Source organism: Acinetobacter sp. IRS14 (assembly GCF_034650275.1).
Classification (GTDB): Bacteria; Pseudomonadota; Gammaproteobacteria; order Pseudomonadales; family Moraxellaceae; genus Acinetobacter; species Acinetobacter oleivorans.
In genome coordinates, this window is sequence record NZ_JAOVFN010000006.1 from 25,383 (window position 1) to 48,569 (window position 23,187).

Genomic DNA, 23,187 nt, shown 5'->3' on the forward strand with positions numbered 1-23,187 from the left:
TTAGTCCCAAACTGGTGCCCATGGCTCTGGGCTAACTTCACGACTGTTACGATCAAGTTCGGCAATCATTTGCATTTCAGCTGAAGTTAACTCGATATCCTGTGCTTTTAAGTTGCTAATCAGGTTTTCACGTTTAGTCGAAGATGGAATGACTGCAAAACCACGTTGCAATGCCCATGCAAGTGCAATTTGTGCTGTCGTTGCTTTATGAGCTGCTGCAATTTCAGTTAAAACAGGGTCTTGAAGCACTTTACCGTACGCAAGCGTCATATATGAAGTGACATCAATATTCTTCTCTTGTAAGAAATTTACAAGTTTATGGTTTTGAAGATAAGGGCTTAACTCAATCTGATTAGTTGCAATATTTTCAGCACCAATTGTGTCAATCGCTTGTTGGGTAAGCTCAATATTGAAGTTTGAAATACCAATTTGTTTAGTAAGACCTTGTTCTTTTGCTTCAAGTAAAAGCTTCATGATTTCAGGAATCGAAACGCCTAAATCTGGTGCTGGCCAATGAATCAAAGTTAAATCGACATGGTCAGTACGAAGCTTTTCTAAGCTTTCTTTTAAGCTTGGAATGAACTTATCTTGAGCAAAATTATCTACCCAGATTTTTGTGGTTAGAAATAAGTCCTGACGTGATACACCGCTTTCGGCAATGGCTTGACCAATAGCTGCTTCATTGTCATAAATTTGAGCAGTATCAATTACACGGTAACCTACGTCTAAAGCAGTTTTCACAGAATCAATGACTGCTTGTTCTTTAAGACGGAAAGTACCTAGACCAAAACGTGGAATATTCATGTGTTTTACCTAAATTTGAATAATCATTTAACTTGATGTGCATTTTGCTTTTTTTATTGTTGCGAAAAAATAGATGAATAAGCAAAATATCTTTGATCATTAGTCAATAATGGAATAAGACATGAAATCAACAATTGAAGAACTCGTCGCGTTTATCGCAATCGTTGATACGGGTTCTTTTGTTGCGGCAGCAGAGCATTTAAAACAAACACCTTCGGGAGTTAGTCGATCTTTAACACGCTTGGAAGCTAAGTTAGATGTGACTTTGTTAGAGCGAACGACACGTAAATTGAAACTCACTCAAGAAGGGCAGCAGTTTCTTATAAAGGCCCGTAAAATCTTAAATGAACTAAATGCGGCTGAAGAAGAACTACAAAAATCTGATCAGGGTACTGCGGGACTCATTCGTATTGATTCAGCAACGCCGTTTGTTTTACACGTGATTGCCCCATTAATGCATAAGTTTCGAGAGTGTTATCCAAATATTGAAATTGAGTTAAATAGTAATGATCAGGTGATTGATCTATTGCAGCATAAAACTGATGTGGCATTTCGGTTTGGGGAGCTTAATGATTCGAGTCTGCATGCCAAACTGGTGTGTAAAAGTCGCTTATTTATTGTTGCGAGCCCAGAATATCTAGCGATTAAGGGCACACCAACACAACCTGAACAACTCGAACAGCATGACCTGATTGGTTTTACCAGACCTGCCTATATTAATAGCTGGCCGATTAAAATCGGCGATGAATATTTTTTTGCAAAAGCAAATATTAAAGCTTCTAGTGGTGAGACGGTACGCCAACTCACGATTAGAGGCCATGGTATTGCACGACTATCTGAATTTGAAATTTGGAAAGATATTCAAGAAGGGCGATTGATTGCATTATTCGAAGATCAAATTGAGCATCAATATCAAAGCATCCATGCTGTGTATTATCAACAAGAGCATCTACCAAAACGAATCCGTTTATTCATTGAATTTTTGGCAGAACAGTTAAAAGATGGTTTTAAAAGCGCTCTCTAAAAGTAGCATAACCATCAGTTGGAAAATGAACTTCTAAAATTGGAGTGATTTGCCCCTCTGATGAATGCTGTGCCAGAAAATAGCTTTTTTGCTGTTGTCGGCAACTAAAATATAATTTGGAATAAGTCGAATTCACCATAACAACTTCATTTGAGCTATTACGCTTATATTGATAATGAGAAATCGTATTGGCTTCATCATCAGTGCGTTGCTCCATTTTATAGTCTTGTTGATTGGTCATTTTTAAATAACCTTCAATGAGACTTTGGCAAACCGTATGTCTGTACTGCTCGTTTTGTGGCTCAGTTTGGCAACCAGCTAAAACAATAGTAAATAACAATATAGCTTTTAATTTCATGATCTTGCTACTCTTTGAGTTGATTTCTATAGCGTAAAGGTGTTCTATAAACCAGTACAGATACAGAAATTTTTAAAAAAGCAGCACAGAATGACTTTTCAATATCAGGTTCTTGCCAATCAATTAGCACATCGAATTTATCAAGATGAGCTCAAGCCACATCAGAAGCTGATTTCATTACGAGATTTCGCTCGTCAGCACAGTATTAGCTTAAGCACAGCAAAAAGTTGCTATGAATTGCTTGAGGCGAGGGGCCTGATTTATGTAAAGCCGAAATCAGGTTACTTTGTGGTTGCTCGTAGTCAATCTAGCCCTATTCCTGATAGCCCAGATTTTTTGTCTTTACCTCGGCAAGTCTCAAATTTAGAGTTGCATAACCAAATTCAAGAAGCAGCCTTACAAAGCCATCTCGTACCGTTGGGTTCGATTCAGTTGACGCCGCATTTTATTCCGGTAGAGGGTTTACGTCGTTCTATTCAACGGGCTTTAAAAAATTGCCAGCCACAAGACTTTCTCTATTGTAATAAACAAGGACATGAGCAATTAAGAAAAGCGCTTTCTGATCATTGGCGCGAAGACGGAATCTTCATTGCAACGGAAGATATTTTTATTACCAATGGTTGTATCCCCGCTTTATCGTTAGTGATTCAGCACCTAACAGAAGTAGGGGATAGTATTTTAATTCCGACACCTACTTTTAATGGGCAACTACAGCTTTTAGCAAGTTTAAAACGGCAGATTATTGAAATTCCAGCGCATCATCGAGGCATTGATCTTGAACGTTTAGAATCATTGATGCAGCAGGGTTTGGCGAAGGTTTGCCTGATGACAGCCAACTATCAAAATCCTTTAGGATATTGTTTAAGTAATGCGGAAAAACAAAAGATTGCTGAATTAGCTGCAAAGTATCAGTGCTTTATTATTGAAGACGATATTTTTGGTGAATGCGGTTACAGCAATGAACGCCCGCTACCTATTCGCTACTGGGACCGCGAAGGCTATATCATTTGGTGTGGATCAGTTTCTAAGTCGCTGTCGAGCGCATATCGGGTGGGGTGGTTTTGTTTAAGCTCAAAGCTACAGCATTTAAAACTAGAGCTACTGGCAAGTAATATTGGCGTAAATACACCACTACAATTAGGCTTAGCTGATTTTATTTATAGCCGTGGTTATCGAGAGCATTTAGAGCAGCTACGACCAAATCTAATGCGACAGGTCGAGCAATATCGCAGTTGTATTTTAAGAGCCTTTGACGGCCTTCCAATTGCGTTAAGTCAGCCAGAAGGGGGTTACGCACTCTGGATACAGTTACCAAAGGGAGTGGATACCTTAGCGCTTTATTACACTGCGAAAGCTGAAGGAATTACTGTGGTACCGGGCCATGTTTTTGGTGAGGATGAACGATATCGACATTTCATTCGTTTAAATGCGGGTCATGAATTAACAGCAGATGTCCGCCAAGCAATTAGTGACTTGGCGGAATGGTCACGACAACAGATGAAAACCGTGAGTTAGTTTTATTCTGCGAAGTCTGCTTTCAACACAATGCGGTAGCGTGCTTGACCTGAGTGTAAACGTTCAATTGCCTCATTCAGCTGTGACATTGGAAATAGCTCAATTTGAGGTGCAATTTTTTTGCGTGCAGCAAACTTCAAAAGTTGACGTAGTGCAGCTGGTGAACCCGTCGGTGAGCCTGTCACTGACTTAGCACCACTAATAAGTGAACCTACAGAAACAGGAACAGGCTCCAGAGTAAGCCCCAAGAAGTGCAACGAACCGTTTGGTGCTAGCGTAGAAATGAAAGCACGCCAGTTTAGGGTCACGTTTACTGTGCTAAGCAATAAATCAAATTTCCCTTTTTGTGCCGTTACCGCGTCTGTATCGCGGCTATTCACGACATGATCTGCTCCCATTGCTTTAAGTTCCTCTGTTTTATCAGGGTTGGAACTAAATGCAGTGATCTCACAGCCCCAAGCTTTGAGTAGCTTAATGGCGATATGACCTAAGCCACCAATGCCAATCACACCAACATGATGTGTTGCTTGAATCTTATGTTTAAGTAGTGGGTCAAAAACGGTAATTCCGCCACAAAGTAAAGGACCAGCACTTTCAGCGTCTAAATCCTCAGGGAGGGGAATAGCCCACTGCCAGCCTGCACGGACTTTATCGGCAAAACCACCAGCATGCCCCACGATTGTTGCAACACTTCCGCCCGTACAAAGTACTTGCTGACCACCTATACACTCATCACAGGCTTGGCAACTTTCCGCGGTCCAGCCAATGCCGACACGTTGCCCGATTTGTAGACCTTTGGCTTCTGAACCCAAAGCAACAATTCGTCCAATAATTTCATGGCCCGCAACCACAGGGTACACAGTTGAACGCCATTCATTGTTCAGAACTGAAATATCAGAATGACATAAACCACAGTATTCAACTTTTACCTCAACCTGATGCGGTTGTAATTCACCTGCATCAAATTGGTAGGGAACCAGTTTCTCACCAGCCTGCATTGCAGCATAAGCCTGAATCGTATTATTGCTCATCGGAAACTCCTTAAGCGGATTTGAACCGTTCGAGTGGGTTATGAAGCTTTAAATTGACAATCGTTTTCATGATCATCGACCATGCCTACTGCTTGCATAAAAGCATAACAGGTGGTTGGGCCGACAAATTTGAAGCCATTCTTTTTAAGAGTCTTGGAAAGTTTTATGCTGAGTTCAGTTTGTGCAGGAGCCTGACGATAATCTACAACATTATTGTGTTGTGGAGCTGCATCTACAAACTGCCAAAGCCATTTAGGAACGTCACCGACTTGTGCTTTGAGCGCTTGCCAAGCAATTGCATTATCACGAATAGCTTTGAGTTTGCCTAAGTGGCGAATTAAGCCTGCATCGGATAATTTTAGTTCTAAAAAATCATCTGTGAATGAAGCAATTTCTGCAATCGGATGATTAAAAAAATGCTGACGGTAGCTTTCTCTTTTTTTCAGTACGGTAATCCAAGATAAACCAGCTTGCTGGCCTTCAAGGCAAAGCATTTCAAATAAACGTGCTTCGTCATGTTCCGGTTTGCCCCATTCTTCATCATGGTAGGCAATATAGAGTGGATCGTCGGAACACCATCCGCAACGTTGAGTTTTCATGATAATGCTCCTTATATTTATCTTAGAATTTTAAAGTTTAAACAGCACCCATTCATTTGGGCGAGTATCCCAATAATACAGTTCAGCTTGAGTTAAGTCTTCGAACTTTAGCCAAAAGTCTTTACCAACTTTATCTGAAAAACCGGTACTGATTAGCAGGGCATCATCGCTAATTTCCATGATCCAGCCTTGATAGCTATTGCCATTTAAAATGATCTTTTGCTGGTTGCCAGACTCGGCAAACTCTACTAAGCGATTGATCAGCGCTTCCGACATAAAATGTTCCTAGCGTAAATATGAATAAGGATTAACAGCACCACGTCCTTTACCATCTAGGTAAAGACCATAATGAAGATGAGGTGAAGTATAACGTGCATTGCCTGTATTGCCGACATAGCCAATTAGATCGCCTTTTTTGACATAGTCACCAACATTTAAGCCACGTTTATGGTCATCAAGGTGGGCATAATAATGCCATGTTCCAGCTGGACCTAAAATCCAGATGACTTTGCCACCTAAGTTGTTATTGCGAAGATCGGCAACGAGCCCTTCAGTTGCACTGTACACTTTGGTTCCACGTGGAGCCAAAATATCAATTCCTTCGTGACTACGACCCTGACTGCGAGCAGCTCCCCATGTGTCTTTTAACTCATCTCGATCGACACCTTTCACGGGTACGGGCAGTCGATTTGGAAGCTGCATACTTTTAAGTTTATTAACTTGAGCCGGTGGAAGTGGGGCAGGTTTTTTAGGTGTACTGGCACAGGCCGCCAATAGAATAATCAGAAAACCAAGTGAGAAATGAGAAACAAAACGTCGCACAAAATACTCCTTGTCACAGCCATATCAAAATTATTTTGCCCACTATGTCACGAACGGCTTGTCGAGATCAATTTTTTCATAGCTGTTGGTACACCTTTAGCAATAGCTTGTTCTGGGCTCAACCATTGGCCTTCAAGTTCAATTGACAGATGTTCTTTTTGATCAGGTTCCACGTGGAACATATGGGCATTAAGTAACCATGTAAAGTGAGTGAAGCTATGACTGATCTGAAAAGTTTGCGGTTGAGGTTGTAATTTAAATTGCTGACTTAAGCTCAGTCTTTCATGTTCATTTTCTAAAATAGGTAAACAGAATAGACCGCCCCATAGACCATGGGCTTGGCGTTGTTGCCAGAACCATTCATCTTCGCATTGAATAATAAGAACATCTGCGGTTCTAACAGGTGGTGTTTTTTTCGGTTTCTTAAAAGGTAATTCTTGTTCTAAACCTTGCTTATAAGCTTTGCAATGTTCTTGCATTGGACAATATAAACAAAGAGGCTTTTTGGGCGTACAGATAGTTGCACCCAAGTCCATAATGGCTTGCGTGTAGTCATGGTTACGATGTGTCGGGCAAAGCTCTTCAGCCAGTTTCCACATCTCACGTTCGTGCTGCGGCTTACTTAAATCATCTTCAATAGCAAAGAAACGGGCTAATACGCGTTTTACGTTGCCATCCATAATCACGCCGTACTGACGTAAACCCAAAGACATGAGTGCGCCTGCGGTAGAGGGACCAATGCCGGGTAGTGCAATCCATTCTTCTAGTGTTTCAGGAAACTTGCCCTGCTGAGTAACAAGGCCAGCAGCTTTATGCAAATTGCGTGCACGAGCGTAATAGCCAAGACCCGCCCAGTAAGGCGCTACTTCATCCCAAGTTGCATGACCTAACGTTTCTACAGTTGGGAAGCGCTCCATAAAACGGTCAAAATATTGCAGAACCGTTTTTACCTGAGTTTGCTGCAACATAATTTCAGAAACCCAAACTTTGTACGGATCATCTGCAACTTGCCAAGGCAAATCGTGACGACCATGTTGATCGAACCAGTTTAAAAGGGCATCAGAAAAAGAAAATTCAGGCATGAACAGCTATAGAAGAGAAGTAAGGGCTAAATTATAGCTGAAATTTAGATGAAATTTTGTTTAAAGCAGGCGAACAGCGAGAGTATGTTAAAACAGAGATTACCTGATAATGAGTAACCTCTGCTTTATTTATAAAAAGGATTAATCCTTTTGTACACCCCAACGTTGGTCAAGTTTCAACGGTTGGTTTTTGTAGTACGGAATGACATGAATGTGGAAATGATCAGAATTTTGTCCGAACACTTCACCATCATTGAAGCCAATATGGAAACCGTCTGGTTGATGGCGAAGTTGTGTTTCGTGGCGAGCAATTTCAAGAAGTGTAAGCAAGCCTTGATGTTCTTTAGAAGTGATATCAAAAAAAGAACGAACATGGCGCAGTGGCGTTACCACACAGTGGCCTTTAGATAGCGGATTAGAATCAGGCAAAATTACAGCAAATTCATTCTTATCAATGATGTCATATTCATCAAATTCGCAATACGGACATTTCTTGTCAGTCATTGTTGTATCCTCTCATGTTATTCCATTAAACCCCGAGTGCGGGAAATAAGACTAGGCTTTGCTCTAGCTCAACGGGAGTATAGTTATTGAAGTATGGTTTAAAAAATACAGTAAAAATATTGCAAAGTCATAAACATTTAAGGGAGCAAATGCGAAAAAACATTTGCTCCAAATTGGCTTCTTTTATTTTAAAGTACGATCTAACAACGCGTACATTTTAGCAAGGCCTTGTTTTTCCGCTTCGCTATTGTAGCCAAGGTCTACACCGTTCGCTTTAGCTTTTTCATCTGCAAGCGGGTTACTAAAGCCATGTTTAGCACCTTCTAAAACCACTACTTCGTGTTTAACCTCAGCAGCTTGCATCTCTTTTTCAAAATTAGCAACATCTTCTAAGGTGACCATGCTGTCTAGTTCACCATGTAGTACTAAAACTTCACCTTGAATGTTGCCTTTTTGAGCAGGTGCTTTCGGAGCTAATGTGGCATGGAACGTTATAATTGATTTAAGTGGTGCACCTGAACGAGCAAGGTCTAATACAACTTTACCACCATAACAGAAGCCAATTGCAGCAAGTTTTTCACTGTTTACTTCTGGTTGGGCCGCTAGAGTTTGAAGCGCTGCATTGGCACGATCGGTAACCGTATCTAAATTTTCAAATGTCTGCATCATCCATTCATAGGCTTGAGCGGCAGTCGAAGTTACTTTTTTATCGCCATACATATCAATTGCAAGCGCAGCATAGCCATGTTCAGCAAGCTCGCGTGCACGTTGTTCCGTATATTCGTTACGACCCCACCACTCAGGACCAACAATTACACCCGGAACAGGTGTTTCACTATCTGGAGCCGCAAAGTAACCAATTAAATGGCTTCCATCTGGTGCAGTATATTGAATTTCACGGGTTTTAATTGCTGTACTCATAACCTTAATCCTGAAATTTAAAGAGATTTAAACACGCTTGATTAAAGCATAAAAAGATAAAACTAATATAAATAACTGTGTAAGAATCTACATCAAAACAAAAGATAGAAATCTTCACGCAATAAAAAAGAAGGAAACCAGTTCCTTCTTTTTAAGTGATCATAATTAAGTTACGTTCTGCCTCGGGAAATGAACCCAATTACAGCGAGAATTACAGCCACAACTAATAAAATCACGGCAAAGTCTTTAGATAGTCCTGCAACACCACCAAACCCTAATAGACTGGCAATGAGTGCAATCACTGCAAAAATTATAGCCCAACGGAACATATGCTGTTCTCCTTATTTTTTCATTGTTGTTTAACTATATAGCTTGTTTTTTGCACCGAATGTGTCGTTTATGTGGTTGAAATGTATATTAAACAATCATTTTGTGATGCTAGGAATACAGCTTCTTTTTTCGTACAGACGACTTCAATGTTATACTTAGTCACTGTTTCATCTCATCAGCTGCTAAAACATTATGTCTACCGAGACCTCACTTCGACCACTCTTCTGGAAAAACTATCCATTAGAGCAACTCACTCAAATTGAGTGGGAAGCTTTATGCGATGGGTGTGGTTTGTGCTGTTTGGTCAAGCTTGAAGATGAAGATACCCATGAGGTGGCTTATACCAAAGTGGCTTGTAAATTACTCGATTGTGATACAGGACGTTGTACCGATTATCCAAATCGTCAGCAGCAAGTGCCTGACTGTTTGCAATTAACCCCAGAGTCTTTAAAAACAATTCATTGGTTACCATCGAGCTGTGCCTATAAGCGCTTGAACGAAGGTAAAAATCTACCTTCTTGGCATTATTTAAATACAGGTTCGAGACAAAGCGTCGTTAAGGCGAAAAAGTCAGTTGCTGGACGTTGTCTTTCTGAAGTTGATGTCCATGAAGATGATCTTGAAGATTATGTCGTACGATGGGTGCGTTAATATGCTCGTGATGGGCATTTTTAATTACAACGTATTATAAAGTAACATTTAATCGTAAATTTTTTGCTCATCTCCGTTATATAACAATAAAAACAAAAGGAGATAAGTGTAATGAGACGATTAGCAACCCCCTTATTATGTAGTAGCTTTTTTTTGTTAATGGCTTGTGGGTCTAATAATACAAATTCAAAAAATCTTGAAAAAAATACGTCTGCAAAAACAGAGCAGACCGCCTTAACCAAACAATCTTATCAAACTGAAATATTTGCCCAATTCAATGAACCTTGGGCTTTGACCAGCTTGCCTGATCAGCGTTTATTAGTCACTGAACGGCAAGGTAAATTAAAAATTTTTAACCCTAAAAATAAACAAATCTTAGATGTACAAGGCATTCCAGCAGTGAACTATGGGGGGCAGGGTGGTTTAGGAGATGTCATTTTGCATCCTGACTTTGCTAAGAATCATTGGGTTTATCTCAGCTACGCTACAAAAGGAGAAGGGGGATCTGGAGCAGTTATTTCACGTGCGAAATTAGATTTATCTAACCCCAATCAGCCAAAACTTACCGATATAAAGCAGATTTGGCAGCAAGTACCTAAAGTTTCAGGACAAGGCCATTATGGACATCGCATGCTTTTTGGGGTAGACGGTAAGCTTTGGGTCAGTTCAGGTGAGCGACAAAAGTTTGACCCTGCTCAAAACATGAAAACTAACTTGGGTAAAATCTTGCGTTTAAATGAGGATGGTTCAGCGGTTGTAGATAACCCTTTTTATAAGCAAGGCGGGGTTACTGCTGAAATATGGTCGCTTGGACACCGTAATCCATTAGGTATGGCTTTTGACCGTCAAGGACAGCTCTGGGTAGTTGAAATGGGACCTAAAGGTGGTGATGAGCTTAATATCATCGTAAAAGGTGAAAATTATGGTTATCCAATCGTTTCAAATGGAGACCATTATTCGGGCCAACCTATTCCAGACCACCACACTCGCCCAGAATTTAAAGCACCAGAAATTGACTGGACTCCTGTAATCTCTCCGTCAAGCCTAATCATTTATCGGGGACAACAATTTCCTGTATGGAAAAATAAGGCGTTAATTGGCGGGCTATCTTCAGAAGCAATTATTGTGGTGGATTTAGAGCATAAACCCGTGAAAGAAATGCAAAGATTAGATATGAAAAAACGTATTCGTGGATTACATGAAGCCCAAGATGGCTCGATTTGGGTGATTGAAGACGGCTCAAATGCGCGTTTACTGAAGCTGAGTAAGAAGCCCTCTTAATGCGAACCAGCCTGTAAATAACGGACGTGTCTCATAGATTCAAATTGTAGATTTCTGTGAGACACAATAGACTATAGTGAAAAGACGATAAAGCCATTTGAGATGTCAGACACCCATATTCCACTTCCTGAACGCCTGCGCCCGAGAGACTTGTCTGAAATTATTGGGCAAGATCATTTATTAGGTGAACAGGCGCCCTTACGTCAAATGATTGATCAGGGGCATTTGCCTTCTATTATTTTTTGGGGGCCACCAGGCGTTGGTAAAACAACAATTGCTTTGCTTTTGGCTCAAGCGATAGATCGCCCATTTGTGAGCTTATCTGCGCTGAATACGGGCGTAAAAGAATTACGTGAAGTGATTGCAGAAAGTGGTGATTTATTGACACCAGTGGTTTTTATTGACGAAATTCATCGTTTTAATAAATCACAGCAAGATGCATTATTGGGTGCAGTTGAAAAAGGCAAAATTACCTTAATTGGCGCGACGACTGAAAACCCCTCTTTTGAGGTGAATAGTGCGCTTTTATCTCGCTGTCAGGTCTATACCTTAAATAGTTTAGACAGTGAGGCAATTCAAACACTCCTCAATAATGCACTTCAAGCTGATAAATTCTTAAAAGAGCGTTACATTCATGTTGAAGAATACGATGCTCTGATTCAGTTTGCAGCAGGCGATGCTCGTAAAGCGCTTAATTTACTGGACTTGATTGCGAGTACTTTTGAGCCTGAAATTGAAAACACGATTACCAATGCTGTGGTGGTGAAAGTCGCTCAGCAAAATATTGCGCGTTATGACAAATCGGGGGAACAGCATTATGACCTCGTTTCTGCCTTTATTAAATCAATTCGTGGTAGTGATCCAGATGCAACCCTGTATTGGATGGCACGTATGCTCAAAGGCGGAGAAGATCCGGTTTTTATTGCAAGACGTATGCTGATTGCAGCATCAGAAGACATTGGAAACTCTAACCCTAATGCGCTATTACTTGCAGGTGAGTGTTTCCGCTCTGTACAAGCGGTGGGGATGCCTGAGGCTCGAATTATTTTGGGCCAAACCGCGGTTTATTTAGCAACGAGTGCAAAGAGTAATAGTACTTATTTAGCGATTAATAAGGCTTTGGAACTTGCTGAAAAAACGGCAAATTTACCTGTGCCTTTACATTTGAGAAATGCACCAACCAAGCTGATGAAACAGCAAGGCTATGGGATTAATTACCTCTATCCTCACGATTATCCTGAGCACTTTGTGTTGCAAGACTATTTGCCACCTGAGTTAAAGGGAACCAAACTCTATGAATCTGCAAGAAACAAGCGTGAGGTTGAAGGTGAGCGCTTACAGCAACGCAGATGGCAGCAGGAACAATAGTTTATTTATGCTTCTGTTCTAGTTCTTCAGTCACTTGACCATAAATCAGTAGGGTAAACACGCCTGTACCACCAATAATATTGCCAATGGTGGTGGGGATGAGGAAAGTAAACAGATAGTCATTAATGGAAGCCTCTCCTTGCCAGACGAGATAGGACATTTCTGTAGAACCCACCACTACATGGGTAAAGTCACCCAGTCCTATCAGGTAAGTCATGAAAAAGATGAGCAGGAACTTATTACTAACTGAGGGTAACATCCAGACCAAGGCAGCAATTAACAACCCTGACATAATACCTTTGAGCATATTCTGGGTGGCAGAAAAGGAACCGACATGATGGGCGAGTTCATCTAGTGCCTTGTCAATATCTGGAGTAAACAGGTGAGTAGTTAAGAAAAATAAACTCGCCAACGCTGTCCCAATAATATTGCAGAGAATCACAATGCCCCATAAGCGGCCCACTGCTCGTAATTTATCGAAGGTAAAGGGTTTGAATAAAGGTACAACAGTGGTGATGGTATTCTCGGTAAAGAGTTGCATGTGACCCAAAATAGCGATCAGGAACCCAATGGTATAACCGATATTGGTGATTAAATCGGTCCAAACAGCATCAGTTGGAAGATAAGAAGCGATAATGGCTTTAAATACAAATGAAAAACTGATGACTAAACCCGCTGCAATCCCTGAAAAGATCAGTGCGGCCGTTGGACGATCCAGCTCTTCGGCACCATCACGGCGGATAATTTCATAGACCAAACGGGGTGACAGTTTTTCATGTTCTTCAACTGCCATTTTTTCACGCCAGCTTAAGGTTTTCTCGACCTTTTTTTCCTCTATTTCATGATCCATCAGGTTTACTCCTCACTGAATAAATAATTTATATTTCTTATTTTTATTTATTGATAAGGCAGTGCTTGGGATAAATCCAGTCGATTCCTAACAGCTTTATGTGTCTTTTTATAAATTGAATGTGAAGTTGCAGCAGATCATCAGCAATAAGATTAAAAAAATGTATAAGCCCTTAACGTACGGATCAGTGCCATATAGTCACCTTGGGAGGCTTTAGAAATAACAGATTCGACTTCTGCCTGACTCCAGCCTTGTTTTAAGGCGGAATTGCTAAAGTTAGTTAATAAGACCAAAGGATTTTCACCAAAAAGGATTGGATGATTCGTTAATCTCTTTTCAAGCTTAGATATTTCCATAGCTTTACCCTAGTTTTGAAATTTAATTATTGTGAAGTGCTTAATGTTTTTTTAGATTTTAGTGTTTTAAATTGAGTTTGTGCAAGTGCTAATTTACTTTAATAGACAAATCTGTCTACTTTTTACTATCTCAAGTAATTAAATATAAAAAAACCGGGCTAAAGCCCGGTTTTTCATGAAGTTTGAACGATTAGAGAGCAGATAAATCTACGCCTAAACGAGCAGCAACTTCTTCATAAGCTTCAACAACACCGCCTAAACCTTGACGGAAACGGTCTTTGTCGAGTTTTTTCTTAGAGTCTTTATCCCATAGACGGCAGCCGTCTGGAGAGAATTCATCACCAAGCACGATACGGTCATGGAAAACACCGAATTCAAGCTTGAAGTCCACCAAGATCATGTTGCCTTCAGCAAATAATGCTTTTAATACATCGTTTACTTGGTAAGTTAACACTTTCATTTGTTCTAATTGTTCAGCAGTCGCCCAACCTAAAGCAATCGCTTGAGATTCGTTAACCATTGGGTCGCCTAGACCGTCATCTTTATAGAACAATTCAAATGTAGGAGGAGTTAACTCTTTACCTTCTTCTACACCTAAGCGACGGCATAGAGAACCAGCTGCGTAGTTACGAATTACGCATTCAACAGGAATCATTTGAAGTTTTTTAACAAGCACTTCAGTTGGAGAAAGCAATTTTTCAAAATGCGTTTCAATACCCGCAGCAGCAAGTTTTTCCATGATGAAGGCGTTAAAAAGGTTGTTCACCTTGCCTTTACGATCTAGTTGTTCGATTTTTTCGCCGTTGAACGCAGAGGCATCATCACGAAAGACTAAAATCAGATGGTCGGCATTGTCTGTTTCATATACAGATTTTGCTTTACCAGTATAGAGCAAGGTTTGTTTTAACATGAGGGAACCTTTTAAAAAAAATGCCTAGTAAACGACTAGGCTGGCCAATTTTGGTAAATCTGGTTTAACACTTCAGCAGCCACATCTGGGCTTGCAAAAGTGTTGTCTACATTAAATAGAGCAAGAGTATGACTTGAACCTACACCAGTAAGTTTAAGCACATAAGTATTGTCATTTACTTTAATCGTCGCCTGATTACTGCCTTGAGCGATGATGTTGTAATTTAAAGTACTTAATGTCGCTTTGGTGTATTGCCAGATCTCGGTCGTATTCCCATCAACTTTTAATAATGGGTTTTTATTACCGTCGGTCACAAGCTGAGGACGTCCAAGCGCAGTTGTCGTTTGAGCAGATGCATCTGCTGTTGCATTGTTACCTTGAGTTTGTTCAGGGCGTGGCAATGCAAAACGGTTACCACGCTGGTTTTCAAACTTCGGCGCGTGCTCAATAGCGAGCTGGTCAACAGTTGGTGCAGGATACAAAGGTGTCGCTGGTCGTACAGTTGCATCGGCAGGATACTCAAGCGGGGCAAGTTGCTTGGCATTTTTATAATCTAAAGAGTGATTATTAATTGCGAAGCGACCACAACCAGCTAAACTTAAGGCTGAAACTGCAAGGACTAAACCAAGACGTAATTGCATCATAAATTGCTCTTATTAAATAATTCCCGCATCTTTTAGGGCATTGCGGAGAGGTTCGCGATATTGCTCAGCGAGAGGAGTGAGTGGTAAACGAATACCAGTATCAATCAGTCCCATCTCATGTAGTGCCCATTTCACAGGAATTGGGTTTGATTCGCAAAATAGAATATTGTGTAAATTTGCAATCTTATTGTTAATCGTCTTCGCTTGTTGTTCATCTTTAGCAATCGCAACAGCGCATACTTCACTCATTGCTTTAGGTGCAACATTTGCAGTAACCGAAATATTACCGTCAGCGCCAAGAAGCATGAGTTCCCAAGCAGTTTCATCGTCACCTGAGTAGACAGCCATCTTGCCGTTTAAAGCTTCGATTAATGCTTTACCGCGAGGTACATCACCTGTCGCATCTTTAATACCAACAATATTAGGGATCTCTGCTAAACGTACAGCTGTATCGTTTGCAAGATCTACACCAGTACGACCAGGTACGTTATAAAGAATAAGAGGTAGTTCTACGGCTTCAGCAATCGCTTTATAGTGTTGGAATAGGCCTTCTTGAGTTGGCTTGTTATAGTACGGCGTCACAAGTAAAGCTGCATCCGCGCCAAGATCTTTCGCAGCTTTAGTTAATTCGATTGCTTCACGGGTTGAGTTTGCACCAGTACCGGCAATAATTGGAATACGTTTATTGGCTACACGAATAATTTCTTTAATAACCTGTGTGTGCTCTTCCATGCTCAATGTTGAGGCTTCGCCGGTTGTACCGACGGCTACAATACTGTTTGTACCTTGTTCTATGTGCCACTCAACCAGCTTCTCAAGACCCTTCCAATCTACACCGCCGTCTTTCAACATTGGTGTGACGATTGCGACGATTGAGCCTTGAATGGTCTGTGCTTGCTGAGTCATTTTTAAAAATATCCTATTTATCCATCCGAATCTGAGGTAAGAAAAACAAAATGTGGGATGGTTGCAGTATTTTGATTGTCCAGTTCTAACAATAACAGATTGTTGAATGACAATTATGCAAATTATGACTGATCAGACGCATAAGAACAATACGCCTAACGGATAATCGCGAGGTAAACTTGAGGAAAAGATAGGATGTTTTCATTATTGTCAGCTGAGAGAGGCCAGTAAATATAACAATAGAGCCTGATTCGACTGGACCTTACTTAATATGTACTTTTTTTATGGCAAGATAGAATGCAATTTTCCCGGTTGGGATTGAAGATGACATGAATATGAATAAACAACCACAAAATGCGGTTTTAATCGTAGTTGATGTGCAAAATGGTTTTACACCGGGTGGAAATTTAGCAGTTGCCGATGCCGATACAATTATTCCAAAGATTAACCAACTTGCTGATTGTTTTGAAAATGTTGTTTTGACACAAGATTGGCATCCCGATAATCATATATCTTTTGCACAAAACCATTCGGGTAAGCAGCCATTTGAAACCATTGAACTCGACTATGGGCCACAAGTGCTTTGGCCTAAGCATTGTGTGCAAGGTACCCAAGATGCCGAATTTCATCCGAGTTTAAATATTCCGACTGCTCAACTGATTATTCGAAAAGGTTTTCATGCTCATATTGATAGCTACTCGGCTTTTATGGAAGCAGACCATGCCACAATGACGGGTTTAACGGGTTACTTAAAAGAACGCGGTATTGATACGGTTTATGTGGTCGGAATTGCTACGGACTTTTGCGTGGCATGGACTGCCTTGGATGCAGTTAAACAAGGTTTTAAAACTTTAGTGGTTGAAGATGCTTGTAAAGCTATTGATCTGAATGGCTCGTTAGAACACGCGTGGCAAACCATGCAGCAACAAGGTGTTATCCGTATTCAATCGACTGATCTGTTGAGTGGGCGCTAAGTCTATTGGTCTAGTATTTTAACTTTTAGGGATAGAAAGTATGTCTGCATTACTTCGCTTTACCCAATTTATTCAAAAAACTTTTGCCCTATGGGTTATTGTTTTTGCAGCACTAGCGTTATGTCAGCCTGAATTTTTTGTTTGGCTCAAAGCTTACATTCCATGGATTTTGGGCATTATTATGCTCGGCATGGGAATGACCATGACGGTAGACGACTTTAAAGGTGTATTGCAAAGTCCTAAAGCTGTGTTGATTGGGGTAGTTGCCCAGTTTGTGGTGATGCCCGGTTTAGCATATGTTCTATGTAAATTATTTAACTTACCGCCTGAAATCGCTGTAGGTGTGATTTTAGTGGGGTGCTGTCCCGGTGGAACGGCTTCAAACGTGATTACCTACATGGCCAAAGGCAATGTGGCTTTATCGGTGGCTTGTACATCAGTATCAACGCTTTTAGCTCCAGTCTTAACACCTGCTATTTTCTATCTGCTTGCTAGCCAATGGTTAAAGATTGATGCAGCTTCGATGTTTATTTCGATTTTGCAGGTGGTGCTACTGCCTATTGTGGTTGGTCTGATTTTAAGAACGTGGCTCAAGCGTCAGGTCGAATCCTATATTCAAGTCATGCCATTAGTTTCAGTGATTGCAATTGTAGCGATTGTGGCAGCTATTATTGGTGGGAGCAAAGCAGCTATTCTTCAATCGGGTTTGCTCATTTTAGCTGTGGTGATCTTACATAATGGATTTGGATATTTATTAGGTTTTGCAGCAGCGCGATTCTTTAAATTGCCTTATGCAGACAGTAAAGCAATTGCTATTGAGGTAGGGATGCAAAACTCAGGTTTAGGTGTTGCGCTCGCAGCAGTACATTTTGCAGCTTCTCCAATTACAGCTGTACCAAGTGCGATTTTCAGTCTTTGGCACAATATTTCTGGTCCCGCACTTGCGACTTATTGGGCAAGTAAACACAAACAAGAATAACTGTATAAACAACATATAATATAAAAGAAGGCCAAACGAATAGTTTGGCCTTTTTATTTAGAGCATATTTTGCGGGAGCTGAATTTAGAACTGGTATGTCTTTTGCTTTGGATTGATGCACTAAAAATAACGTGAATATGAGTATAAATCGCAAAGAAAAATAAGGTATTTCCTAGATGAACCAGATTTTTAAATTATTTATTCCCATGCTCTCAAGCAATTTAATTCTAGTTTTAAGTGGATTGATTGATCTTGCTTATGTAGGGCATTTTAGCAATGACCATGTCGCCGCATTATCGGTGACCTTATCTTTATATACAGTGATTTATGTCATTGGGATGGGTATTCTGCAAGGTGTGATCCTCAAGCTCTCGGAAGCTTATGGTTGCCATGACATACCCCATATTCGTCAAATTTTTATTCAAGGCATTTGGCTGATGTTATGTTCGGCATTGGTGAGTATTGGCTTGCTTTACTTGTTCCGCGATTTACCAAAATTATTTGGTGCATCTGAACATGTCGTTTCAATTACTAAAAACTGTATGTGGGCTTTGGTATTTATTTTACCTGCGCATTTACTAATGCGTTTATTTACAGCTTTGTCCCAAGTCACTGAAAATGCGCATAAGGTTTTATTATCAGATAGCATTTTCTTCATTCTTAAAATTATTTTGTCCTATCTTTTAATTTATGGTGTCGCTTTATTTTCAATTCCACCACTCGGTGCGATAGGGGCTTTGTTAGCCACTCTCATTGTACGGTGGTTTATGTTGGCTGTTTATTACCTGTTTTTCTTAGAGAAAAGATACATCTTTATTGAACATCCAGAACGTTCGGTTGAAGATAGCCGACAGAGTCTGCGGATGATTTTAAAAATAGGTATCCCGACAGCAATCATGGCGTTGATGGATGTTGTTGCATTTTGTTCGGTTGCTATTCTGATTTTACCTTTTGGGAGTGTGGTGTCTGCAGCCCATCAAATTGTCGCGAGTACTGGCGGCTTCATGTTTATTTTCCCTTCATCAATTGCCTCGGCCTATAGCATTTTAGTGTCACGATCTATGGGGAGCGGCAACATGGAAGAAGCAGACAAAATTGCCAGACAAAGTATATGGGTAATTATGGCAGTGAGTGGCAGTCTGTCCCTGTGTTTATGGTTAGAGCGGGACTTAATTGTCACGTTCTATTCAGATGATTTGGCCGTGCAGATTTTGGCTGCATCACTGTTGTTGATCGTGTGTCTGTTTCATTTCCTTGATGGCTTAATGGCGTTATTGACCTCTTTGTTGCGCTGTTGGGATGTGTCGATTTTACCGATGCTAATTTTCTTGGTCGTAGTAATGGGCTGTGGATTGGGCGGTGGTTGGTGGATGGCCTATAAAGGGTTGTATTGGCAGGATATCTCGATTTCTGCGATGGGAATTTATGGTTTTTGGTGGATGGCCGCTCTGAGTTATTTAGTAGCTTGTGTATTGAGTACCTTCTGTTTTCATTTTAGGAAACAATTAAGAGGGTTTTGATTGAGCAGACAACCATTAAAGAGGAGGGGTTACTAACCAATCTTCAATCTCATTTTCAGAAATTACTTCAAAACCATGGCGCTGCAATAGTGCCGTGGTAATTCCAGTTCCAACAATTTTTTCCCCTTGAAAAGTCCCGTTATAAATTTTTTGACTACCGCAAGAAGGGCTATTTTCTTTTAAAACCACACAGCTTGCTTTTATTTGCTGTGCAATTTCTAAAGTGCGGTATGCACCTTTTAAATATAATTCTGTTACATCTAAACCAGATGAGTCGGTAATTTTTGCTTTGCCATCAAGTACATCTCGACCTGTTCCTCCTACAATTTCTGCGGGTAAGCGAGGAGTAGTAAAACCGCCTAATAACTCTGGGCATAATGATTGGGCTTTTTTATTGAGTAATAGTTGCTTCAGTAAAGTATTTGAACAAGATTTACCATCATATCGAACAGGTTCACCAGTTAAACAGGCGCTGACTAAGATCATAAGTTTTCCTAAATCAAATGGATGGTAGGGCTTATTGTAGAAATCATAAACAAAATTTGAAAACTGACCATTAATTTTAAAATTACTTAATTTAATATTACTAAAATTATGCAATTCATAATTAAGTTATGTATTGCATAATTTAATTGTTTTTAGTAGCATCTAATTCAAGGTAAATGGCCAATGGAGATCCAACAAGGATGTTGGTCTCCATAAATCTATAAATGATTTTTAGGAAAAGACGATTTTTAAAGGTTTATTGAAAAATCTCAATCGTACTTTTAGATAACAAAGGACAGTGTGTATGGAAAACAAACACCACATGGAACGGAAATTAATCATCAAAGGCTCTACGCTCATCATATCTTCATTTTAATGATTCGTTTTTTTCTCATAGGATGCGTTGGGTTAAGGCATTTTGACGGTTCAAATACTCACCCAATGATTACGTATTCTATAGAGAAAGGAGCTGAGTTCATCAGCAATAGAGATAAACGGAACAGGTAATCACCAGAGGGAAACTAGATGGATATTTTAGAGAACCCATTAGAATTATGCGGTTTTGCATTTATTGAGTTTGTTTCAAAAGAAAATGAATTAGATCCAATTTTTGAAACAATCGGCTTTTCAAAAGTAGCCAAGCATAAATCGAAAGAAGCGTACTTATGGCGTCAAGGAAATATCAATATTATCCTGAATTATCAGCCAGAATCTTATGCTTCATTCTTCTTTAATGAACATGGTCCATCTGCTTGTGCGATGGGTTTCAAAACACGTGATGCAGCAAAAGCTTTCCAAAAAGCAGTAGAGCTTGGCGCTGAACCAATGTATTCAAAAGTTGGGCCAATGGAGCTTAACATTCCGGCAATTAAAGGAATTGGTGGCATGCCGATCTTCTTAGTTGACCGCGATATTTATGAAAACGACTTTACTTTCTTTGATGATGCTCAAAGACACCCAGTAGGTGCAGGCTTAAATGAAATTGACCATTTAACTCATAATGTCTACAAAGGCCGTATGGAGTATTGGGCAAACTTCTATGAAAAAATCTTTAACTTCCAAGAAATTCGCTACTTTGATATTAAGGGCGAATATACGGGCTTAACGTCTAAAGCATTAACAGCACCAGACGGCAAGATCCGTATTCCATTAAACGAAGACTCAGACAAAGGAAACGGCCAAATTGCAGAGTTCCTGTCTGACTTTAATGGCGAAGGTATTCAACATATCGCGTTTATTTGTGATGACTTAATTTCGACTTGGGATAAGTTAAAAGGCCTTGGTCTGAAATTTATGACACCGCCGCCAAATACCTATTATGAAATGCTACCAGAACGTTTACCTGAGCATGGTGAGCCGACTGAAGAGTTAAAACAGCGTGGTATTTTGTTAGATGGCAACACTAAAGATGGTCAGAAGAAACTGTTATTGCAAATTTTCTCTGAAAACATGATTGGTCCAGTCTTCTTTGAATTTATTCAACGTAAAGATGATGACGGTTTTGGTGAAGGTAACTTCAAGGCGTTATTTGAGTCGATTGAACGTGACCAGATTCGCCGTGGTGTTCTAGAAGCTAAATAAGCTGAGCTTTATTCCTGATATAAAAAAACCAAGAGTTTGATCTCTTGGTTTTTTTATTGCTGTTGATTAGCGGCTTTTAATATATTGATTGATGAGCTTTACTTCATTTTTTAAGATTTCAATCGTTTTACTGTGTGGGTCGACTGGTAAAAACATTTCGCTATCTAGGGCGACAATACAAAATTCAATGCTCTGATTTGAGTTAAATACAGGTAAACCCACCGCATTAATTCCTGTTAGTAAGTCACCTTTTGCTGCCGACATTTCTTGCTGGCGAATGGTTTCTTTAAGCTCTGTAAACGCTTCCCAGTTTTGTGGTGCGATGTTTAGACCAAGCTCTTGATGCTTTTGCCATTCGGTTTCCATTAAGGGGCGAACAAAATGCTCTGGAAGATAAGAAGCAAATAAACGTCCTGCAGCAGAATTGACTAAAGGCATAATCGAGCCAACTTTAGTGACAATCGAAATAGGGTGGTTTGATTCAATCGATTGAACAACTACAGGACCTTTCGGTGACCATTTACTAATTTGTATACCGCAACCAATTTTGTTTTGTAGGTCGTAAATTAAATGCTGTACCAGCTGTAGTGTGTCGCTATGTTGAACACAGTTTAGACCTAAGCGCCATGCCTGATCACCTAGGGCATATTGCCCATCATCAAGTTGTTTTGCATATTCCATGCGAATAAGGCTGACCAGATAGCGATGCACTTTGGCAGGATGCATTTCTAGCTTGCTCGATAGATCTTTGAGAATAATAGGTTGATTGTGCTCTAAAAGGGCGTTTAGTACAGATAAACCGACTTCAAGTGATTGAACCCCCCCAGATACTTTTTCTTCAATCATTTAAATACCCTTAATAAAGTTACTTCAGCTGTTAAACAGCGATGTTCAAAATATAAATTGAAATTGCTGCGATTTACATCATGCCTGAGCCCAGTGCGAAATAGAAATCACCTTTTTCTATTAGCGAAATTGGCATGTTTAATAATCAACAATTTTCTAAAATCACGATACTCTTATTTATAGCGCGATTTTCTAGAAATTTAGCAGTTTTAAATAATATAAATCGGCATTGATATAGAATCGTTCATTTAAACAATTCTAATCAATGCCGACTTTTTAGTTTGCTCTTTTTAAATTAGGTTCCTAACTCTGCTTCATGTAAGAAATGAGTGTGGTGTGGAGCACGTTTAGTTTTGCTCCACTCCTCTAGCATTTCAGCTTTCATTTCTTCTGTAATTTTTGCAATTTTTTCTTCAGCATGCACATCGTTATAAGTCAGTTCTAAACGATGGCCATTTGGATCGAAGAAATAAATTGAGTGGAAAATGCCATGATTGGTTACGCCCAAAACTTTCACGCCATTTTCTTCTAAATGTTGCTTCGCAGCCATCAACGCATTTAAGTCTTCAACTTCAAAAGCAATATGTTGTACCCATTGAGGGGTATTTTCGTCTCGGCCCATGTCTGGTTGAGTTGGCAATTCAAAAAAAGCCAAAACATTGCCTTGACCTGCATCTAAGAATAAATGCATGTAAGGGTCAAAGGCTTTAGTTGAAGGCACATGGTCTTCAGCAAAAGCTAAAATGAAGTCCATGTTGAGCATTTTTTTATACCACTCAACAGTTTCTTTCGCATCCTTACAACGATATGCAACGTGATGTATTTTTTTAATGGCAAATGTCATA

27 protein-coding genes are annotated in these 23,187 nt (G+C 40.0%); 9 read left to right on the plus strand and 18 right to left on the minus strand.

Annotated elements, in window-relative coordinates; genetic code table 11:
- Nucleotides 1-804, minus strand: a complete 804-nt coding sequence (gene dkgB / locus ODQ17_RS07685; RefSeq protein ID WP_005300363.1) for a 2,5-didehydrogluconate reductase DkgB — start codon at nucleotides 802-804, stop codon at nucleotides 1-3.
- A gap of 121 nt (nucleotides 805-925) precedes the next feature.
- On the opposite strand from dkgB, the gene ODQ17_RS07690 reads away from it, so the two are divergent.
- Nucleotides 926-1,828: a LysR family transcriptional regulator gene (locus ODQ17_RS07690; RefSeq protein WP_322902768.1), complete on the plus strand. Its 903-nt coding sequence runs from the start codon at nucleotides 926-928 to the stop codon at nucleotides 1,826-1,828.
- On the opposite strand, the gene ODQ17_RS07695 is transcribed toward ODQ17_RS07690, so the two are convergent.
- Nucleotides 1,812-2,186 carry a hypothetical protein gene (locus ODQ17_RS07695; RefSeq protein ID WP_322902769.1) on the minus strand — a complete coding sequence of 125 codons (375 nt, stop codon included), beginning with the start codon at nucleotides 2,184-2,186 and terminating at the stop codon, nucleotides 1,812-1,814. The genes ODQ17_RS07690 and ODQ17_RS07695 overlap by 17 nt on opposite strands.
- Before the next feature lie 90 nt (nucleotides 2,187-2,276).
- Here ODQ17_RS07695 and ODQ17_RS07705 point away from each other — a divergent pair, with 90 nt between their 5' ends.
- Nucleotides 2,277-3,701 (plus strand): aminotransferase-like domain-containing protein, encoded by a 1,425-nt coding sequence (locus ODQ17_RS07705; protein WP_322902770.1) that lies wholly within the window; start codon nucleotides 2,277-2,279, stop codon nucleotides 3,699-3,701.
- A gap of 2 nt (nucleotides 3,702-3,703) precedes the next feature.
- Here ODQ17_RS07705 and ahr read toward each other — a convergent pair whose 3' ends face one another.
- The 8 genes from ahr to ODQ17_RS07745 all read right to left on the minus strand — a co-directional run bounded on the left by ahr (nucleotide 3,704) and on the right by ODQ17_RS07745 (nucleotide 8,989).
- On the minus strand, nucleotides 3,704-4,732 hold the full coding sequence (gene ahr / locus ODQ17_RS07710) for an NADPH-dependent aldehyde reductase Ahr (protein ID WP_199943277.1): 1,029 nt from the start codon (nucleotides 4,730-4,732) through the stop codon (nucleotides 3,704-3,706).
- A 38-nt stretch (nucleotides 4,733-4,770) separates the two neighbouring features.
- Entirely contained in the window at nucleotides 4,771-5,331 is a 561-nt protein-coding gene (locus ODQ17_RS07715; protein WP_322902771.1) for a DNA-3-methyladenine glycosylase I, read from the minus strand.
- Nucleotides 5,332-5,361: 30 nt separating this feature from the next.
- Nucleotides 5,362-5,607, minus strand: coding sequence for a hypothetical protein (locus tag ODQ17_RS07720; RefSeq protein ID WP_001287364.1), 246 nt, complete (start codon nucleotides 5,605-5,607; stop codon nucleotides 5,362-5,364).
- A 9-nt stretch (nucleotides 5,608-5,616) separates the two neighbouring features.
- Complete coding sequence (locus ODQ17_RS07725) at nucleotides 5,617-6,153, minus strand: M23 family metallopeptidase (RefSeq protein WP_199945706.1); 537 nt, start codon at nucleotides 6,151-6,153, stop codon at nucleotides 5,617-5,619.
- A 47-nt stretch (nucleotides 6,154-6,200) separates the two neighbouring features.
- Entirely contained in the window at nucleotides 6,201-7,235 is a 1,035-nt protein-coding gene (mutY, locus tag ODQ17_RS07730) for an A/G-specific adenine glycosylase (protein ID WP_322902772.1), read from the minus strand.
- A 141-nt stretch (nucleotides 7,236-7,376) separates the two neighbouring features.
- Nucleotides 7,377-7,739, minus strand: coding sequence for an HIT family protein (locus ODQ17_RS07735; RefSeq protein WP_005300389.1), 363 nt, complete (start codon nucleotides 7,737-7,739; stop codon nucleotides 7,377-7,379).
- 183 nt (nucleotides 7,740-7,922) lie between these two features.
- On the minus strand, nucleotides 7,923-8,660 hold the full coding sequence (locus ODQ17_RS07740; RefSeq protein ID WP_322902773.1) for a dienelactone hydrolase family protein: 738 nt from the start codon (nucleotides 8,658-8,660) through the stop codon (nucleotides 7,923-7,925).
- Nucleotides 8,661-8,830: 170 nt separating this feature from the next.
- Nucleotides 8,831-8,989 (minus strand): DUF1328 domain-containing protein, encoded by a 159-nt coding sequence (locus ODQ17_RS07745; protein ID WP_002053759.1) that lies wholly within the window; start codon nucleotides 8,987-8,989, stop codon nucleotides 8,831-8,833.
- 193 nt (nucleotides 8,990-9,182) lie between these two features.
- Between ODQ17_RS07745 and ODQ17_RS07750 the strand changes: the two genes are divergently transcribed.
- From ODQ17_RS07750 to ODQ17_RS07760, 3 genes are all read left to right on the plus strand, one after another.
- Nucleotides 9,183-9,641 (plus strand): YcgN family cysteine cluster protein, encoded by a 459-nt coding sequence (locus tag ODQ17_RS07750; protein WP_004790211.1) that lies wholly within the window; start codon nucleotides 9,183-9,185, stop codon nucleotides 9,639-9,641.
- Nucleotides 9,642-9,752: 111 nt separating this feature from the next.
- Nucleotides 9,753-10,922 (plus strand): PQQ-dependent sugar dehydrogenase, encoded by a 1,170-nt coding sequence (locus ODQ17_RS07755; RefSeq protein ID WP_322902774.1) that lies wholly within the window; start codon nucleotides 9,753-9,755, stop codon nucleotides 10,920-10,922.
- 102 nt (nucleotides 10,923-11,024) lie between these two features.
- Complete coding sequence (locus ODQ17_RS07760; protein ID WP_322902775.1) at nucleotides 11,025-12,290, plus strand: replication-associated recombination protein A; 1,266 nt, start codon at nucleotides 11,025-11,027, stop codon at nucleotides 12,288-12,290.
- Nucleotide 12,291: 1 nt separating this feature from the next.
- On the opposite strand, the gene ODQ17_RS07765 is transcribed toward ODQ17_RS07760, so the two are convergent.
- The 5 genes from ODQ17_RS07765 to dapA form a co-directional block, all read right to left on the minus strand.
- A complete protein-coding gene (locus ODQ17_RS07765; protein WP_151827010.1) occupies nucleotides 12,292-13,140 on the minus strand; it encodes a formate/nitrite transporter family protein in 849 nt (282 codons plus the stop codon).
- Nucleotides 13,141-13,292: 152 nt separating this feature from the next.
- Nucleotides 13,293-13,496 (minus strand): hypothetical protein, encoded by a 204-nt coding sequence (locus ODQ17_RS07770; RefSeq protein ID WP_151988791.1) that lies wholly within the window; start codon nucleotides 13,494-13,496, stop codon nucleotides 13,293-13,295.
- A 190-nt stretch (nucleotides 13,497-13,686) separates the two neighbouring features.
- A complete protein-coding gene (gene purC / locus ODQ17_RS07775; RefSeq protein WP_004790203.1) occupies nucleotides 13,687-14,406 on the minus strand; it encodes a phosphoribosylaminoimidazolesuccinocarboxamide synthase in 720 nt (239 codons plus the stop codon).
- A 35-nt stretch (nucleotides 14,407-14,441) separates the two neighbouring features.
- Complete coding sequence (locus ODQ17_RS07780) at nucleotides 14,442-15,047, minus strand: lipoprotein-34 precursor (NlpB) (protein ID WP_081399090.1); 606 nt, start codon at nucleotides 15,045-15,047, stop codon at nucleotides 14,442-14,444.
- Between the two features lie 15 nt (nucleotides 15,048-15,062).
- Nucleotides 15,063-15,956: a 4-hydroxy-tetrahydrodipicolinate synthase gene (gene dapA / locus ODQ17_RS07785; RefSeq protein WP_005300412.1), complete on the minus strand. Its 894-nt coding sequence runs from the start codon at nucleotides 15,954-15,956 to the stop codon at nucleotides 15,063-15,065.
- A 329-nt stretch (nucleotides 15,957-16,285) separates the two neighbouring features.
- On the opposite strand from dapA, the gene pncA reads away from it, so the two are divergent.
- The 3 genes from pncA to ODQ17_RS07800 all read left to right on the plus strand — a co-directional run bounded on the left by pncA (nucleotide 16,286) and on the right by ODQ17_RS07800 (nucleotide 19,429).
- Nucleotides 16,286-16,930, plus strand: a complete 645-nt coding sequence (pncA, locus tag ODQ17_RS07790) for a bifunctional nicotinamidase/pyrazinamidase (protein ID WP_151988790.1) — start codon at nucleotides 16,286-16,288, stop codon at nucleotides 16,928-16,930.
- Between the two features lie 40 nt (nucleotides 16,931-16,970).
- The gene (locus tag ODQ17_RS07795) at nucleotides 16,971-17,909 is read left to right on the plus strand and encodes a bile acid:sodium symporter family protein (protein ID WP_322902776.1); all 939 of its coding nucleotides are present in this window, start codon (nucleotides 16,971-16,973) and stop codon (nucleotides 17,907-17,909) included.
- A 176-nt stretch (nucleotides 17,910-18,085) separates the two neighbouring features.
- On the plus strand, nucleotides 18,086-19,429 hold the full coding sequence (locus tag ODQ17_RS07800; protein WP_322902777.1) for an MATE family efflux transporter: 1,344 nt from the start codon (nucleotides 18,086-18,088) through the stop codon (nucleotides 19,427-19,429).
- A gap of 15 nt (nucleotides 19,430-19,444) precedes the next feature.
- Here the strand turns inward: ODQ17_RS07800 and ODQ17_RS07805 are convergent, their stop codons facing one another.
- Entirely contained in the window at nucleotides 19,445-19,915 is a 471-nt protein-coding gene (locus ODQ17_RS07805; RefSeq protein WP_322902778.1) for a DUF523 domain-containing protein, read from the minus strand.
- 525 nt (nucleotides 19,916-20,440) lie between these two features.
- Here ODQ17_RS07805 and hppD point away from each other — a divergent pair.
- Nucleotides 20,441-21,496, plus strand: coding sequence for a 4-hydroxyphenylpyruvate dioxygenase (hppD, locus tag ODQ17_RS07810; RefSeq protein ID WP_005300424.1), 1,056 nt, complete (start codon nucleotides 20,441-20,443; stop codon nucleotides 21,494-21,496).
- Between the two features lie 66 nt (nucleotides 21,497-21,562).
- Here hppD and ODQ17_RS07815 read toward each other — a convergent pair whose 3' ends face one another.
- The gene (locus ODQ17_RS07815) at nucleotides 21,563-22,342 is read right to left on the minus strand and encodes an IclR family transcriptional regulator (protein WP_005300427.1); all 780 of its coding nucleotides are present in this window, start codon (nucleotides 22,340-22,342) and stop codon (nucleotides 21,563-21,565) included.
- Between the two features lie 295 nt (nucleotides 22,343-22,637).
- On the minus strand, nucleotides 22,638-23,186 hold the full coding sequence (locus ODQ17_RS07820) for a VOC family protein (protein WP_004790185.1): 549 nt from the start codon (nucleotides 23,184-23,186) through the stop codon (nucleotides 22,638-22,640).
- Between the last annotated feature and the right edge of the window lies 1 nt (nucleotide 23,187).

What these genes read in the sequence shown, in the direction of transcription:
- dkgB (WP_005300363.1), bottom strand. Translation starts at nt 804, where the DNA reads ATGAATATTCCACGTTTTGGTCTAGGTACTTTCCGTCTTAAAGAACAA.
- ODQ17_RS07690 (WP_322902768.1), top strand. Translation starts at nt 926, where the DNA reads ATGAAATCAACAATTGAAGAACTCGTCGCGTTTATCGCAATCGTTGAT.
- ODQ17_RS07695 (WP_322902769.1), bottom strand. Translation starts at nt 2,186, where the DNA reads ATGAAATTAAAAGCTATATTGTTATTTACTATTGTTTTAGCTGGTTGC.
- ODQ17_RS07705 (WP_322902770.1), top strand. Translation starts at nt 2,277, where the DNA reads ATGACTTTTCAATATCAGGTTCTTGCCAATCAATTAGCACATCGAATT.
- ahr (WP_199943277.1), bottom strand. Translation starts at nt 4,732, where the DNA reads ATGAGCAATAATACGATTCAGGCTTATGCTGCAATGCAGGCTGGTGAG.
- ODQ17_RS07715 (WP_322902771.1), bottom strand. Translation starts at nt 5,331, where the DNA reads ATGAAAACTCAACGTTGCGGATGGTGTTCCGACGATCCACTCTATATT.
- ODQ17_RS07720 (WP_001287364.1), bottom strand. Translation starts at nt 5,607, where the DNA reads ATGTCGGAAGCGCTGATCAATCGCTTAGTAGAGTTTGCCGAGTCTGGC.
- mutY (WP_322902772.1), bottom strand. Translation starts at nt 7,235, where the DNA reads ATGCCTGAATTTTCTTTTTCTGATGCCCTTTTAAACTGGTTCGATCAA.
- ODQ17_RS07735 (WP_005300389.1), bottom strand. Translation starts at nt 7,739, where the DNA reads ATGACTGACAAGAAATGTCCGTATTGCGAATTTGATGAATATGACATC.
- ODQ17_RS07740 (WP_322902773.1), bottom strand. Translation starts at nt 8,660, where the DNA reads ATGAGTACAGCAATTAAAACCCGTGAAATTCAATATACTGCACCAGAT.
- ODQ17_RS07745 (WP_002053759.1), bottom strand. Translation starts at nt 8,989, where the DNA reads ATGTTCCGTTGGGCTATAATTTTTGCAGTGATTGCACTCATTGCCAGT.
- ODQ17_RS07750 (WP_004790211.1), top strand. Translation starts at nt 9,183, where the DNA reads ATGTCTACCGAGACCTCACTTCGACCACTCTTCTGGAAAAACTATCCA.
- ODQ17_RS07755 (WP_322902774.1), top strand. Translation starts at nt 9,753, where the DNA reads ATGAGACGATTAGCAACCCCCTTATTATGTAGTAGCTTTTTTTTGTTA.
- ODQ17_RS07760 (WP_322902775.1), top strand. Translation starts at nt 11,025, where the DNA reads ATGTCAGACACCCATATTCCACTTCCTGAACGCCTGCGCCCGAGAGAC.
- ODQ17_RS07765 (WP_151827010.1), bottom strand. Translation starts at nt 13,140, where the DNA reads ATGGATCATGAAATAGAGGAAAAAAAGGTCGAGAAAACCTTAAGCTGG.
- ODQ17_RS07770 (WP_151988791.1), bottom strand. Translation starts at nt 13,496, where the DNA reads ATGGAAATATCTAAGCTTGAAAAGAGATTAACGAATCATCCAATCCTT.
- purC (WP_004790203.1), bottom strand. Translation starts at nt 14,406, where the DNA reads ATGTTAAAACAAACCTTGCTCTATACTGGTAAAGCAAAATCTGTATAT.
- ODQ17_RS07780 (WP_081399090.1), bottom strand. Translation starts at nt 15,047, where the DNA reads ATGCAATTACGTCTTGGTTTAGTCCTTGCAGTTTCAGCCTTAAGTTTA.
- dapA (WP_005300412.1), bottom strand. Translation starts at nt 15,956, where the DNA reads ATGACTCAGCAAGCACAGACCATTCAAGGCTCAATCGTCGCAATCGTC.
- pncA (WP_151988790.1), top strand. Translation starts at nt 16,286, where the DNA reads ATGAATATGAATAAACAACCACAAAATGCGGTTTTAATCGTAGTTGAT.
- ODQ17_RS07795 (WP_322902776.1), top strand. Translation starts at nt 16,971, where the DNA reads ATGTCTGCATTACTTCGCTTTACCCAATTTATTCAAAAAACTTTTGCC.
- ODQ17_RS07800 (WP_322902777.1), top strand. Translation starts at nt 18,086, where the DNA reads ATGAACCAGATTTTTAAATTATTTATTCCCATGCTCTCAAGCAATTTA.
- ODQ17_RS07805 (WP_322902778.1), bottom strand. Translation starts at nt 19,915, where the DNA reads ATGATCTTAGTCAGCGCCTGTTTAACTGGTGAACCTGTTCGATATGAT.
- hppD (WP_005300424.1), top strand. Translation starts at nt 20,441, where the DNA reads ATGGATATTTTAGAGAACCCATTAGAATTATGCGGTTTTGCATTTATT.
- ODQ17_RS07815 (WP_005300427.1), bottom strand. Translation starts at nt 22,342, where the DNA reads ATGATTGAAGAAAAAGTATCTGGGGGGGTTCAATCACTTGAAGTCGGT.
- ODQ17_RS07820 (WP_004790185.1), bottom strand. Translation starts at nt 23,186, where the DNA reads ATGACATTTGCCATTAAAAAAATACATCACGTTGCATATCGTTGTAAG.